Source organism: Simonsiella muelleri ATCC 29453 (assembly GCF_002951835.1).
Lineage (GTDB): Bacteria > Pseudomonadota > Gammaproteobacteria > Burkholderiales > Neisseriaceae > Simonsiella > Simonsiella muelleri.
Window position 1 is genome coordinate 2,351,598 of the sequence record NZ_CP019448.1, and the last position, 13,601, is coordinate 2,365,198.

Annotated in this window: 21 protein-coding genes; 20 read left to right on the top strand and 1 reads right to left on the bottom strand. The window is 41.5% G+C overall.

What is annotated here, in order from left to right:
• Positions 1–2: 2 nt before the first annotated feature.
• The 8 genes from secY to rplQ all read left to right on the top strand — a co-directional run bounded on the left by secY (position 3) and on the right by rplQ (position 4,632).
• Positions 3–1,310 carry a preprotein translocase subunit SecY gene (secY, locus tag BWP33_RS11625; RefSeq protein ID WP_002642306.1) on the top strand — a complete coding sequence of 436 codons (1,308 nt, stop codon included), beginning with the start codon at positions 3–5 and terminating at the stop codon, positions 1,308–1,310.
• Between the two features lie 2 nt (positions 1,311–1,312).
• Positions 1,313–1,531: a translation initiation factor IF-1 gene (gene infA / locus BWP33_RS11630; protein WP_002642305.1), complete on the top strand. Its 219-nt coding sequence runs from the start codon at positions 1,313–1,315 to the stop codon at positions 1,529–1,531.
• Between the two features lie 24 nt (positions 1,532–1,555).
• Complete coding sequence (gene rpmJ, locus BWP33_RS11635) at positions 1,556–1,669, top strand: 50S ribosomal protein L36 (RefSeq protein WP_002642304.1); 114 nt, start codon at positions 1,556–1,558, stop codon at positions 1,667–1,669.
• Between the two features lie 149 nt (positions 1,670–1,818).
• Positions 1,819–2,181: a 30S ribosomal protein S13 gene (rpsM, locus tag BWP33_RS11640; protein ID WP_002642303.1), complete on the top strand. Its 363-nt coding sequence runs from the start codon at positions 1,819–1,821 to the stop codon at positions 2,179–2,181.
• 19 nt (positions 2,182–2,200) lie between these two features.
• Complete coding sequence (gene rpsK, locus BWP33_RS11645) at positions 2,201–2,596, top strand: 30S ribosomal protein S11 (protein ID WP_002216249.1); 396 nt, start codon at positions 2,201–2,203, stop codon at positions 2,594–2,596.
• A gap of 10 nt (positions 2,597–2,606) precedes the next feature.
• A complete protein-coding gene (gene rpsD, locus BWP33_RS11650; RefSeq protein ID WP_002642302.1) occupies positions 2,607–3,227 on the top strand; it encodes a 30S ribosomal protein S4 in 621 nt (206 codons plus the stop codon).
• Positions 3,228–3,253: 26 nt separating this feature from the next.
• Positions 3,254–4,237, top strand: a complete 984-nt coding sequence (locus BWP33_RS11655) for a DNA-directed RNA polymerase subunit alpha (protein WP_002642301.1) — start codon at positions 3,254–3,256, stop codon at positions 4,235–4,237.
• 26 nt (positions 4,238–4,263) lie between these two features.
• Positions 4,264–4,632 (top strand): 50S ribosomal protein L17, encoded by a 369-nt coding sequence (gene rplQ / locus BWP33_RS11660; protein WP_002642300.1) that lies wholly within the window; start codon positions 4,264–4,266, stop codon positions 4,630–4,632.
• Between the two features lie 139 nt (positions 4,633–4,771).
• On the opposite strand, the gene BWP33_RS12595 is transcribed toward rplQ, so the two are convergent.
• Positions 4,772–5,227 carry a hypothetical protein gene (locus BWP33_RS12595; RefSeq protein WP_002642299.1) on the bottom strand — a complete coding sequence of 152 codons (456 nt, stop codon included), beginning with the start codon at positions 5,225–5,227 and terminating at the stop codon, positions 4,772–4,774.
• A gap of 229 nt (positions 5,228–5,456) precedes the next feature.
• On the opposite strand from BWP33_RS12595, the gene BWP33_RS11665 reads away from it, so the two are divergent.
• The 12 genes from BWP33_RS11665 to secA all read left to right on the top strand — a co-directional run bounded on the left by BWP33_RS11665 (position 5,457) and on the right by secA (position 13,587).
• Positions 5,457–5,819, top strand: a complete 363-nt coding sequence (locus tag BWP33_RS11665) for a helix-turn-helix domain-containing protein (RefSeq protein WP_002642298.1) — start codon at positions 5,457–5,459, stop codon at positions 5,817–5,819.
• 183 nt (positions 5,820–6,002) lie between these two features.
• A complete protein-coding gene (gene rplC, locus BWP33_RS11670) occupies positions 6,003–6,650 on the top strand; it encodes a 50S ribosomal protein L3 (RefSeq protein ID WP_002642297.1) in 648 nt (215 codons plus the stop codon).
• Positions 6,650–7,270: a 50S ribosomal protein L4 gene (gene rplD, locus BWP33_RS11675; RefSeq protein WP_002642296.1), complete on the top strand. Its 621-nt coding sequence runs from the start codon at positions 6,650–6,652 to the stop codon at positions 7,268–7,270. The genes rplC and rplD overlap by 1 nt, the downstream gene beginning before the upstream one ends.
• Complete coding sequence (gene rplW, locus BWP33_RS11680) at positions 7,267–7,581, top strand: 50S ribosomal protein L23 (protein WP_002642295.1); 315 nt, start codon at positions 7,267–7,269, stop codon at positions 7,579–7,581. Before rplD ends, rplW begins: the two co-directional genes overlap by 4 nt.
• A gap of 2 nt (positions 7,582–7,583) precedes the next feature.
• Complete coding sequence (gene rplB / locus BWP33_RS11685) at positions 7,584–8,417, top strand: 50S ribosomal protein L2 (protein WP_002642294.1); 834 nt, start codon at positions 7,584–7,586, stop codon at positions 8,415–8,417.
• 5 nt (positions 8,418–8,422) lie between these two features.
• The gene (rpsS, locus tag BWP33_RS11690) at positions 8,423–8,701 is read left to right on the top strand and encodes a 30S ribosomal protein S19 (RefSeq protein WP_002642293.1); all 279 of its coding nucleotides are present in this window, start codon (positions 8,423–8,425) and stop codon (positions 8,699–8,701) included.
• Between the two features lie 8 nt (positions 8,702–8,709).
• Complete coding sequence (gene rplV / locus BWP33_RS11695; protein WP_002642292.1) at positions 8,710–9,039, top strand: 50S ribosomal protein L22; 330 nt, start codon at positions 8,710–8,712, stop codon at positions 9,037–9,039.
• A 9-nt stretch (positions 9,040–9,048) separates the two neighbouring features.
• On the top strand, positions 9,049–9,750 hold the full coding sequence (gene rpsC, locus BWP33_RS11700; RefSeq protein WP_002642291.1) for a 30S ribosomal protein S3: 702 nt from the start codon (positions 9,049–9,051) through the stop codon (positions 9,748–9,750).
• Positions 9,734–10,150, top strand: coding sequence for a 50S ribosomal protein L16 (gene rplP / locus BWP33_RS11705; protein ID WP_002642290.1), 417 nt, complete (start codon positions 9,734–9,736; stop codon positions 10,148–10,150). Before rpsC ends, rplP begins: the two co-directional genes overlap by 17 nt.
• Entirely contained in the window at positions 10,150–10,341 is a 192-nt protein-coding gene (rpmC, locus tag BWP33_RS11710; protein WP_002642289.1) for a 50S ribosomal protein L29, read from the top strand. Before rplP ends, rpmC begins: the two co-directional genes overlap by 1 nt.
• Positions 10,341–10,604, top strand: coding sequence for a 30S ribosomal protein S17 (gene rpsQ, locus BWP33_RS11715; RefSeq protein ID WP_002642288.1), 264 nt, complete (start codon positions 10,341–10,343; stop codon positions 10,602–10,604). Before rpmC ends, rpsQ begins: the two co-directional genes overlap by 1 nt.
• 196 nt (positions 10,605–10,800) lie before the next feature.
• On the top strand, positions 10,801–13,587 hold the full coding sequence (secA, locus tag BWP33_RS11720) for a preprotein translocase subunit SecA (RefSeq protein ID WP_002642287.1): 2,787 nt from the start codon (positions 10,801–10,803) through the stop codon (positions 13,585–13,587).
• The last annotated feature ends 14 nt before the right edge of the window (positions 13,588–13,601 follow it).

The following is a 13,601-nucleotide window of genomic DNA, read 5'->3' on the forward strand; positions in this document are numbered from 1 at the left end:
TAGTGGCTAATCAACTCTCTTCATCAGGAAAAGCAAATTTATGGAGTAATCCAGATTTGCGAAAACGTATTGTTTTCTTATTAGGTGCATTAATCATTTTTCGGATTGGTGCACATGTTCCTGTACCAGGTGTAGATGCAGCCGCTCTAGCTAAATTGTATCAAAACGTTGCAGGGAGTGGCATCTTGGGCATGTTGAACATGTTTTCAGGTGGCTCCCTTGAACGTTTTAGTATTTTTGCTATCGGTATTATGCCCTACATTTCTGCATCTATTGTGATGCAATTGGCAGGTGAAATCGTCCCATCGCTGAAGGCTTTGAAAAAAGAAGGTGATACAGGACGTAAAATTATTACCAAATATACACGTGTCGGTACGGTGTTTTTGGCAACGATACAAAGTTTTTTTGCTGCAACTCTTGTTTATAATCAAGGTATTGTGGTTGTTGGTCATTTTGAGTTCATTACGTCTGCAGTGGCTTGTATTGTGGGCGGTACAATGTTTTTAATGTGGCTTGGTGAACAAATAACTGAACGTGGTATCGGTAATGGTATTTCATTGATTATTACAGCAGGAATTATTGCTGGTATTCCTAGAGCAGTGGGTCAGTTGTGGTCATTGATGAGTACCAGTCCTTTGCAAGCCATTGCCTTGGCTGTTGGTGCATTGGTGTTGGTGTATGCCGTGGTTTGCTTTGAAAGTGCTTTGCGTAAAGTACCTATTCATTATGCGAAACGTCAAGTGATGCAGGCTCAAAATACGCATTTACCCTTTAAATTAAATATGGCTGGCGTAATTCCACCTATTTTTGCATCAAGTGTAATTATGTTTCCAAGTATGTTTGCCAGTTGGTTGGGGAGTAAGGATTCTTCAGGTTGGCTAAGCAAGATTGCTGTACAATTGCAGCATGGTAGTTATACGTACATGGCACTTTTTGCAGTAACCATCATTTTCTTTTGTTATTTCTATACAGCTTTGGCATTTAGTCCAAAAGAGATGGCGGAGAATTTGAAAAAAAGCGGTGCGTTTGTGCCAAGTATTCGTCCTGGTGTGCAAACTTCTCGCTATTTGGAAAAAGTTGTGTTGCGCTTAACCTTTTTTGGGGCTTTGTATATCACAACTGTTTGTTTGATTCCGGAAATCTTAACAACGGCATTCAATATTCCTTTTGCATTGGGTGGCACATCGTTGTTAATTTTGGTAGTTGTAACAATTGATTTTAATACTCAAATTGCCTCTTATCGTGTGAGTCAACAATATGATTCTTATATGGTAAGGCGTTCTGATGCAAAATCATCAACACAAAAATAATTATGGCTAAAGAAGATACCATTCAGATGCAAGGCGAGATTTTGGAAACTTTGCCTAATGCAACTTTTAAAATAAAACTTGAAAATGGACACGAAGTGTTGGGTCATATTTCTGGTAAGATGCGTATGCATTATATTCGCATTTCACCAGGTGATAAGGTAACCGTTGAAATGACGCCTTATGATTTGACTCGTGCTCGTATCGTTTTTCGAGCCCGATAAACCTGTTGTTACAAGGAAGTAATTATGCGTGTACAACCTTCAGTAAAACCCATTTGTCGCAACTGCAAAGTTATTCGTCGTAACCGCGTTGTTCGCGTCATTTGTACTGACCCTCGCCACAAACAACGTCAAGGTTAAGATGATAACTAACGGTTTGTCGATTAAAAGAAAATTTCTTTTAAATTCAAATTTTCAGGCTGCCTGAAAAAGATAAACCGTTTGTATATCATGACTTGACCTGAAGTTTTGTGGTATAGTCACAAACTTTTGCCCTTTAAGGAAAAAATATGGCTCGTATTGCAGGGGTGAATATCCCCAATAATGCCCATATCGTAATTGGTTTGCAAGCTATTTATGGTATTGGCGCGACTCGTGCTAAAAGTATTTGCGAAGCGGCTGGTATTGCGCCAACCACTAAAGTCAAAGATTTGAACGAGTCTCAATTAGATGCTTTGCGTGAACAAGTTGCTAAATATGAAGTAGAAGGCGACTTGCGTCGTGAAGTTACTATGAACATCAAACGCTTGATTGATATGGGCTGCTATCGCGGTTTCCGTCATCGTCGTGGTTTGCCTTGTCGCGGTCAGCGTACACGCACTAATGCGCGTACTCGTAAAGGTCCACGCAAAGCGATTGCTGGTAAAAAATAATTTTTAAGGAATGTATTAGATGGCTAAAGCAAACACAGCCTCACGTGTACGCAAAAAAGTACGTAAAACCGTGAGTGAGGGTATTGTGCATGTTCATGCATCTTTCAACAATACCATCATTACAATCACTGACCGTCAAGGCAATGCGTTGTCTTGGGCTACCTCTGGCGGTGCTGGTTTTAAAGGTTCGCGTAAAAGTACACCTTTCGCTGCACAAGTTGCAGCAGAAGCCGCTGGTAAAGTTGCCCAAGAGTATGGCGTAAAAAATTTAGAAGTTCGCATCAAAGGTCCGGGTCCAGGTCGCGAATCTTCTGTTCGTGCGCTTAATGCTCTGGGTTTTAAAATTACCAGCATTACCGATGTTACTCCGTTGCCACACAACGGTTGCCGTCCGCCTAAAAAGCGTCGTATCTAAGGAGTAAAGCATGGCACGTTATCTTGGCCCAAAATGTAAATTGGCTCGCCGCGAAGGCACGGATTTATATCTGAAAAGCGCACGTCGCTCTTTAGAATCTAAATGTAAAATGGAATCTGCTCCTGGTCAGCATGGTGCGAAGAAATCTCGCTTATCTGATTATGGTTTGCAGTTGCGTGAAAAACAAAAAATTCGCCGTATCTATGGTGTGTTGGAACGTCAATTCCGCCGCTATTTTGCTGAAGCAGACCGCCGTAAAGGTTCTACTGGTGAATTGTTATTGCAATTATTAGAATCACGTTTGGATAATGTGGTTTATCGTATGGGTTTTGCTTCCACTCGTGCAGAAGCTCGCCAATTGGTTTCACATAAAGCTTTGACTGTAAATGGTCAAGTAGTGAACATTCCTTCTTTCCAAGTGAAGGCAGGCGATGTAGTTGCAGTACGCGAAAAAGCAAAAAAACAAGTACGTATCCAAGAAGCTTTGGGTTTGGCTGCACAAATTGGTATGCCAAGTTGGGTTTCTGTTGATGCAAACAAAATGGAAGGTACGTTTAAAAACGTACCTGACCGCGCTGAATTGTACAGTGATATTAATGAACAGCTGGTGGTAGAGTTCTACTCTAAATAATGCCTAGCACAGTGAGGGACAGTTAAATGCAAAATAGCACAACCGAATTTTTGAAACCTCGTCAAATTGATGTGGATACTCTGTCCGCTACTCGCGCTAAAGTTTCTATGCAACCTTTTGAGCGTGGGTTCGGGCATACATTGGGAAATGCTTTGCGTCGTATCTTACTGTCATCCATGAATGGCTTTGCGCCTACTGAAGTGAGCATTGCAAACGTATTGCACGAATATTCAACTTTAGATGGTGTTCAGGAGGATGTGGTAGATATTCTCCTGAATATTAAGGGTATTGTATTCAAACTGCATAACCGTACCGAAGTGACTGTTAGCTTAAAAAAATCAGGCGCAGGTGTGGTTCGAGCAGGTGATATTGAATTGTCTCATGATGTGGAAATCATCAATCCAGACCATGTATTATGTCATTTGGCTGAAAATGGCAACATTGAGATGGAAATTAAAGTAGAGCAAGGTCGTGGTTATCAATCTGTTTCAGGTCGCCGTCAAGGTAAAGAACAAAACAAGATTGGTGCAATCCAACTGGATGCGAGCTTTTCGCCCATTAGCCGTGTTAGTTTTGATGTTGAGGCAGCTCGTGTGGAACAACGTACCGATTTGGACAGTCTGATTTTAGACATTGAAACCAATGGTGCAATCGACCCAGAAGAAGCGGTGCGTGCCGCAGCGCGTATTTTGATTGATCAAATGTCAATCTTTGCTGATTTGCAAGGTACGCCTGTTGAAGTTGAAGAAGAAAAAGCACCGCCAATTGATCCAGTATTGCTGCGCCCTGTAGATGATTTAGAATTGACGGTTCGCTCAGCGAATTGTTTGAAGGCTGAAGATATTTACTACATTGGCGATTTGATTCAGCGTACTGAAACCGAGTTGTTAAAAACGCCAAATCTGGGTCGCAAATCTTTGAATGAAATCAAAGAAGTGCTTGCTTCTAAAGGGCTGACTTTAGGCTCAAAATTGGAAGCATGGCCACCCGCCGGTTTGGAAAAGCCGTAAGCTTTAAGATTAAAGGATAATGACATATGCGTCATCGTAATGGTAACCGTAAATTAAATCGCACCAGCAGTCATCGTTCTGCTATGTTGCGTAATATGGCTAACTCTTTATTAAGCCATGAAACCATTGTAACAACCTTGCCTAAAGCAAAAGAGTTACGTCGTGTGGTTGAACCCTTGATTACTTTGGGTAAAAAACCTTCTTTAGCTAACCGCCGTTTGGCATTTAACCGTACTCGCGACCGCGATGTAGTGGTAAAATTGTTTGACGATTTAGGTGTGCGTTTTGCTAGCCGTAATGGTGGCTATATTCGCATTCTAAAGTGCGGTTTCCGCAAAGGCGACAATGCTCCTTTGGCATTGGTTGAGTTGGTGGAGAAAAAAGACGCTGAATAACCAGTGTTTTTATAAAAGCCGAATGATAGTCTTATCATTCGGCTTTTGTTTGCTATCTGAAATCTTTGCAACGGTTTTAGTTATATATATTTTAATTTTTGGTTTTTGCTGAAAATAGGAGTTTTGCAAAGGTTTTAGATTATCTAAAATGATTGAAATTGGGGATTGGAGAGCCATAGCAAATCAGATTATAAATATTTTCTGATACAGTATTGGGTATAACATTCATGCTTTCAACTGCGTAACTAGGTGGTGTTATACTATGGATATGGGTGCTACTTATAGGATATTGTGTTCCTGATAAGTCTGTATGTTTTGCATAGTAAAAAATTTGGTCTTTGCCTTGTATTAATTGGCTACCGCATGAAGCAGAAAAATATATACGATGTACATTGTAGTATTTAGAACTTCTGTTAAGTTTTTTGGGTTTTGCATGTAAGAAAGTAATCCATGCAGAATTATTAGAAGTGATAACTCCCCATGCAACTACTCCTGGCTCTAAGAAAACTAAATGTTCGCCATAAGGGTAGGTTGGTTTATTTGCATATATATATGTTGAAAAGAAAAGAAGTGAGATAAGTAATAATTTTTTCATAAAAATTCCTTATTAGATTTTAATGTTTAGAAAAATTTTGTTTGTGTTTAGGTAACTACCTACTAAAACTGGAATTTTTTGTTTCATAACTATTTCCTATTTGGTTGCAATTCTTGAATTATGATATGCTAATTAAATCTTTTTTAACAGAAACTAATAGTATCTAAACCAACACTTTAACTGTCTAAAATCGCACTTTCAGGCAGCCTGAAAATTACGGAGTAATAAAATGGAAGTTCATGACAAAATTCGTGTTATGCGCGAAATCAATCAATGGTCGCAAGAAGAAATGGCTGAAAAATTGGCTATGTCTGCTAATGGCTATGCAAAAATTGAACGTGGGCAAAGTAGTTTGAGTATTGATAAATTAAAACAAATTGCACAAATTTTTAATATTGATATGGTTGATTTATTGGCGAACCAAGATAAAACATTTTTCTTTTCCATTGGCGACCATACAAATAGCCATAATGTGAATCAAGCGGATAAATTTCAAATGCTACTTGAAGCAAAAGATGAGTTATTGAAACAAAAAGACAATGAAATTGTTGCATTGAAAGAAATTATTGCTTTATTAAAAGAGAAACTGTGAAAATAATCTTCAAAGCAGCCTGAAACCAAAAAATCCACATTGGCATTTGAAATAAAAAGTTTTTCTTGAATTTTTTTTTGAAAATGTGTTATAGTAGTGGACTTGGCATACGTGCCAAGTCTCTTTTTATGTCCACAAGATTACTCAATCGTAAGTAATCCCTTAAATTACAAGGAAATAATCATGACTTTAGGTCTGGTTGGACGCAAAGTTGGTATGACTCGTATCTTTACTGAGCAGGGTGAGTCTATCCCTGTAACGGTGTTGGAGATGTCTACTAATCGCGTTACCCAAGTAAAATCCAAAGAAACTGACGGTTATACTGCCGTTCAGGTAACCTTTGGTGAGAAAAAAGCGAATCGTGTTACGAAACCCGAAGCTGGTCATTTTGCGAAAGCAGGTGTGGAAGCTGGTCGTGGTTTGCATGAATTTGTTGTCTCTGAAGAAAAAGCCGCTGAATTGAAAGCTGGTAACGTTTTGACTGTTGAACTGTTCCAAGCAGGGCAATTGGTTGATGTTACTGGTACATCAAAAGGTAAAGGCTTCTCTGGTACGATTAAACGTCACAACTTTGGCGCACAACGTACATCTCATGGTAACTCTCGTTCGCACCGTGTTCCAGGTTCTATCGGTATGGCACAAGACCCAGGTCGTGTGTTTCCAGGTAAACGCATGGCTGGTCAGTATGGTAATACTAAATCTACTGTTCAGCATTTGGAAATCGTTCGCGTTGATGTGGAGCGTAACTTGTTGTTGGTTAAAGGTGCTGTTCCTGGCTCTGTAAACAGCGACGTGGTTGTTTGCCATAGCGTTAAGAAAGCAGGTGCGTAATGGAATTGAAACTGATTAATGCACAAGGTCAAGTTTCAGGCAGCGTTGCTGGTTCTGATGCCTTGTTTGCACGTGAATACAATGAAGCGTTGGTTCATCAATTAGTAACGGCTTATTTGGCAAATGCTCGTTCGGGTAATCGTGCTCAAAAAACTCGTGCTGAAGTGAAGCACTCTACAAAAAAACCTTGGCGTCAAAAAGGCACAGGTCGTGCGCGTTCAGGTATGACTTCGTCTCCATTGTGGCGTAAAGGTGGTCGCGCATTCCCGAATAAACCTGACGAAAATTTTACCCAAAAAGTGAACCGCAAAATGTACCGCGCTGGTATGGCAACAATTTTGTCTCAGTTGGTACGCGATGAGCGTTTATTTGTGATTGAAAACTTGTCCGCAGCAACGCCTAAAACTAAAGAATTTGCTGACCAAGTGAAAAATTTGGGTTTAGAGCAAGTGTTGTTCATCACGAAACAGTTAGATGAAAACGTATATTTGTCTTCACGCAATTTGCCAAATGTATTGGTTTTGGAAGCAACTCAGGCTGACCCTTACAGCTTGTTACGCTACAAAAAAGTCGTGTTGACTAAAGAAGCGGTTGCACAATTAGAGGAGCAATGGGTATGAATCAAGAGCGTTTGTTAAAAGTGATTTTAGCCCCTGTTGTTTCAGAAAAAAGCAATATGCTGGCTGAAAAACGCAACCAAATGGTTTTCAAAGTGCTGAAAGATGCAACTAAAATTGAAATTAAAGCTGCTGTTGAACAGTTGTTTAATGTGCAAGTTGCTTCTGTAACGACTACCACCACAAAAGGTAAAACCAAACGTTTTGGTCGTACCATCGGTCGTCGCAGCGATGTAAAAAAAGCCTATGTGAGCTTGGCTGCTGGTCAAGAGCTGGATTTGGAAGCAGCCGCTGCCGCTGCAGATAAGGAATAAGCATGGCTATCGTAAAAATGAAACCGACCTCTGCTGGTCGTCGTGGCATGGTTCGCGTCGTAACAGAAGGTCTGTACAAAGGCGCAGCTTATGCTCCTTTGTTGGAAAAGAAAAATTCTACTGCTGGTCGCAACAATAACGGTCATATCACGACTCGTCATAAAGGTGGTGGTCATAAACATCACTACCGCGTTGTGGATTTTAAACGTAACAAAGATGGTATCCCAGCAAAAGTAGAACGTATTGAGTATGACCCTAACCGTACTGCACACATTGCTTTATTGTGCTACGTAGATGGTGAACGTCGCTACATTATTGCTCCACGTGGTATTCAAGCAGGTGCTGTATTGGTGTCTGGTTCGGAAGCTGCGATTAAGGTGGGTAACACTTTGCCAATCCGTAATATCCCAGTGGGTACGACCATTCATTGTATTGAAATGAAACCAGGTAAAGGTGCGCAAATTGCTCGTTCTGCAGGTGCTTCTGCAGTGTTATTGGCAAAAGAGGGTACTTACGCACAAGTTCGTTTACGTTCTGGTGAAGTTCGCCGCATTCACGTTGATTGCCGCGCAACCATTGGTGAAGTAGGTAACGAAGAACAAAGCCTTAAAAAAATTGGTAAAGCTGGTGCTAATCGCTGGCGTGGCATTCGCCCAACCGTACGCGGTGTGGTAATGAACCCAGTAGATCACCCACATGGTGGTGGTGAAGGTCGCACAGGTGAAGCTCGCGAACCTGTTAGCCCATGGGGTACACCTGCGAAAGGTTACCGTACTCGTAACAACAAACGCACGGATAATATGATTGTTCGTCGTCGTTACTCTAACAAAGGTTAATTAATATGGCTCGTTCATTGAAAAAAGGTCCATACGTTGACCTGCACTTGTTGAAGAAAGTAGATGCGGCTCGTGCTACAAACGACAAACGTCCAATTAAAACTTGGTCTCGCCGTTCTACTATTTTGCCTGATTTTATCGGCTTAACCATCGCTGTACATAATGGTCGTACGCATGTGCCTGTGTTCATCAGTGATAACATGGTTGGTCACAAATTGGGTGAATTCTCATTGACTCGTACCTTTAAAGGTCATTTAGCTGATAAAAAAGCTAAGAAAAAATAAGGTGAAATATGAGAGTATCTGCACAACATAATAATGCCCGTATCTCTGCTCAAAAAGCTCGTTTAGTAGCAGATATGATTCGTGGTAAAGACGTTGCCCAAGCTCTGAATATCTTGGCATTCAGCCCTAAAAAAGGCGCGGAATTGATTAAGAAAGTTTTGGAGTCTGCTATTGCCAATGCTGAGCACAACAATGGTGCTGACATTGATGAGTTGAAAGTCGTAACGATTTTTGTGGATAAAGGTCCTAGCCTGAAACGTTTCCAAGCTCGTGCAAAAGGTCGCGGTAACCGCATTGAAAAACAAACTTGCCACATTAACGTGGTGGTAGGCAACTAAGGAATAACCATGGGACAAAAAATCCATCCAGTTGGTTTCCGACTGGCTGTCAATAAAGACTGGTCTTCAAAATGGTTTGCGAAAAGTACCGAGTTTGCCGCCGTTTTGAAACAAGATATTGATGTACGCGAATATTTAAGTAAACGTTTGGCTAACGCATCAGTTGGTCGCGTTGTGATTGAGCGTCCTGCCAAATCTGCTCGCATCACCATTCACACAGCTCGTCCAGGTGTGGTCATCGGTCAAAAAGGCGCAGACATTGAAGTCTTGAAACGCGATTTAGAGAAATTGTTGGGCGTGGCTGTACACGTGAATATTGAAGAAATCCGTAAACCAGAATTAGACGCACAATTGATTGCAGATGGCATCGCGCAACAATTGGAAAAACGCGTACAATTTCGCCGTGCTATGAAACGTGCTATGCAAAACGCAATGCGTGCTGGCGCAAAAGGCATCAAAATCATGACTTCTGGTCGTTTGAATGGTGCGGATATTGCGCGTAGTGAATGGTATCGTGAGGGTCGTGTACCATTGCATACTTTGCGTGCTGATGTAGATTATGCTACCAGTGAAGCCTTGACTACTTATGGTATCATCGGCTTGAAAGTGTGGGTATATAAAGGCGAAATGGGTCAAGTTCAGGCGCAACCTGAACAACGCGAAAATCGCCGTAATAACAGAAAAGGAGGTCGCAATGCTGCAGCCAACTAGACTGAAATACCGCAAACAACATAAAGGTCGCAATACAGGCGTAGCTACTCGTGGCAACACCGTAAGCTTCGGCGATTTCGGCTTAAAAGCAGTGGCACGCGGTCGTTTGACAGCACGTCAAATTGAAGCAGCGCGTCGTGCCATGACGCGCCATATTAAACGTGGTGGTCGCATTTGGATTCGCGTATTCCCAGATAAACCAATTACCGAAAAACCAATCCAAGTACGTATGGGTGGCGGTAAAGGTAACGTAGAGTACTATGTTGCTGAAATTCAACCAGGCAAAGTACTGTACGAAATGGACGGCGTTAATGAATCATTAGCACGCGAAGCCTTTGCATTGGCAGCAGCTAAATTGCCAATCGCAACCACGTTTGTAACTAGACAGGTGGGTAAATAATGAAAGCCAATGAATTGAAAGAAAAATCAGTTGAACAACTGAACGAAGTTTTAGTTGATTTGCTGAAACAACAATTCGGTCTGCGTATGCAGCACGCTACTGGTCAGTTGGGTAAAACCAGCGAGATCAAGCAAGTGCGCCGCGATATTGCTCGTGTGAAAACTGTCATCGCTGAAAAAGGTACTAAGTAATGAACACTCAGAAAACCGTTCGCACTCTGCAAGGCAAAGTGGTAAGCGACAAAATGGACAAAACCGTAACCGTATTGGTTGAACGCAAAGTCAAGCACCCTTTGTATGGCAAAATTGTCAGCCGCTCTACTAAAATCCACGCTCATGATGAGCAAAACCAGTATGGTGTTGGCGATGTAGTCGTGATTCAAGAATCACGCCCATTGTCTAAAACCAAAGCTTGGGTGGTAAAAGAGTTAGTAGAAAAAGCACGCACTATCTAATTTTGTTGTATTAATTTAAAGAAACGAAGTTTACAAATTGATGTAAACTTCGTTTTTTTATTTTCATGCTGCCTGAAAACATTCTCCCACTTTAAAAACCACACAATCAACCCCATTTATGTAGCCACTTCGCAATCTAAACAAGGCTTGTGATAAAATTCAGACAATTTGCCTGTATAACTAAGGATACCTACTAATGTTCGCGAATATCGCTAAAAAAATTTTCGGCAGTCGCAATGACCGATTACTCAAACAATATCAAAAAATTGTTAATAAAATTAATGCGCTTGAACAACAAATCAAAGCTCTTTCAGATGAAGCCTTGCAAGCCAAAACCGCAGAATTCAAACAACGCCTAAGTAATGGTGAAACTTTAGATGACATTTTGCCCGAAGCTTTTGCGGTGTGTCGTGAAGCATCGGTGCGTACTTTGGGTATGCGCCATTTTGATGTGCAATTAATAGGCGGCATGGTGTTGCATAATGGCAAAATCGCCGAAATGCGTACTGGTGAAGGTAAAACGTTGGTGGGGACTTTGGCAGTGTATTTGAATGCATTGTCTGGTAAAGGCGTCCACGTTGTTACCGTGAATGATTATTTGGCGGAACGCGATGCGGGCATTATGGCACCGCTTTACAATTTCTTGGGCTTGAGTGTGGGCGTGATTTTGAGTAATCAAGAACCGTTCTATCGCCAATCTGCCTACAATTCCGACATTACCTATGGCACAAATAACGAATTTGGTTTTGATTATTTGCGCGATAACATGGTTACCGACCAATATGACAAAGTACAACGAGAATTAAATTTTGCTGTAGTGGACGAAGTGGACTCTATTTTGATTGACGAAGCGCGTACGCCATTGATTATTTCGGGTCAAGCTGATGATAACATTGAATTATACAAAATCATGAACCAAGTCCCTCCTATGTTGCATCGCCAAGATAAAGAAGATGGCGACGGTGATTACTGGGTGGACGAAAAAAATCATCAAGTAACGCTGTCTGAAAAAGGTCATGAACACGCAGAAGATATTTTAGCGCGATTGGGTTTACTGCAAGATGGTGATTCGCTGTATTCTACTGGCAATATTATGTTAATGCACCACTTGATGGCGGCATTACGCGCACATAGTTTATTTCATTTGGATCAGCATTATGTTATTAAACCCAATGATGAAGGGCAGCCTGAAATCGTGATTGTGGACGAACACACAGGGCGTTTGATGGATGGTCGCCGTTGGTCGGAAGGTTTACATCAAGCAGTGGAAGCAAAAGAAGGTGTGGAAATTAAACGTGAAAATCAAACGTTAGCCAGCATCACATTTCAAAATTATTTCCGTTTATATACCAAATTATCAGGTATGACGGGTACGGCGGATACGGAAGCATATGAATTTCAAAGTATTTATAATTTAGAAACGGTGATTATCCCCACCAATAAACCGATTCAACGTAAAGATTATAATGACCAAATTTTCCGCACTGCCGAAGAAAAATATGAAGCCGTTATCAAAGACATCAAAGAATGTCATCAAAAAGGGCAGCCTGTATTGGTTGGCACAACGACTATTGAAAATTCGGAATTGGTATCGCGTTTGTTGAATCAAGCTGGTTTGGCGCATAACGTTTTGAATGCAAAAGAACATCATCGCGAAGCTTTGATTGTCGCACAAGCAGGTAAGCCTGCCATGATTACCGTTGCCACCAATATGGCAGGACGAGGCACAGATATTGTGTTGGGTGGCAATGTGAAACATCAAGCCGATGCCATTCGTGCCGATGAAACGCTGTCTGAAAGCGAAAAAGAACGTCAAATCAAATTATTGGAAGACAATTGGGAAGCCGACCACAAACGTGTGATGGAAGCAGGCGGTTTGCACATCATCGGTACAGAACGTCACGAAAGTCGTCGCATTGACAATCAGTTGCGCGGACGTGCTGGTCGTCAGGGCGACCTTGGTTCTAGCCGTTTTTATTTGTCGTTTGAAGATCCGTTGTTGCGTTTGTTTGCGCTTGACCGTGCTGCCGCGATTTTGGATAGGCTTGCTCCTGAACGTGGTGTCCCAATTGAAGCTGGTATTCTCACGCGTCAAATTGAAAACGCGCAACGCAAAGTGGAAGGGCGTAACTTTGATATGCGTAAACAGGTGTTGGAATACGATGACGTTGCCAATGACCAACGCAAGGTGATTTATCATCAACGCAATGAGATTTTAACCAGTACCGATATTTCTGATATTGTTCGCGAAATGCGTGAAGAAGTGCTGGGTAATTTGGTGGACGTACATATGCCAGCCGACAGCATGGAGGAACAATGGGATATTCCTGCATTAGAGGCTATTTTGGAAAGTGAATTCCGTTTACGCGCCCACATTCAAGAATGGTTAAAATCAGATAATTCTCTAGAAAATGAAGATGTTAAAGAGCTTTTGTTGAAATTAGTAGAAACAGAATATGCTAACAAAGTGGCTTTGGTTGGACAAGACCAATTTAGTGGATTTGAACGTAATGTTGTATTACAAACCATTGACATGAATTGGCGTGAGCATTTGGCGGCGATGGATTATTTGCGTCAAGGCATTCATTTGCGAGGCTATGCACAAAAAAATCCCAAACAAGAATACAAACGTGAAGCTTTTGAAATGTTCCAAAATTTATGGCGAACGGTTCGTTATAATGCCACAGCGTTATTGGTATCGGTGGAGGTGCAGCCTTACGAAGATGTGGAAACAATCGAGCAATCCATGCCTCAAATGTACACGCATCACGCTGATGCACCTGATATGCAAACGGTTTTGGGAGAGTCGCGTGATGATTTGGCGCGTGAAGCGTTGCAACCTGTTGCCAATGAAAACGATGCCAATCAACCTGATTACAGCCTGACTGCGATGGATGCAATGGGTAAAGTGGTGCATCGCAATGACCCTTGTCCGTGTGGCAGTGGTTTGAAATACAAGCAATGTCATGGCAAATTAGGCTAGTTTTATCATTAGGA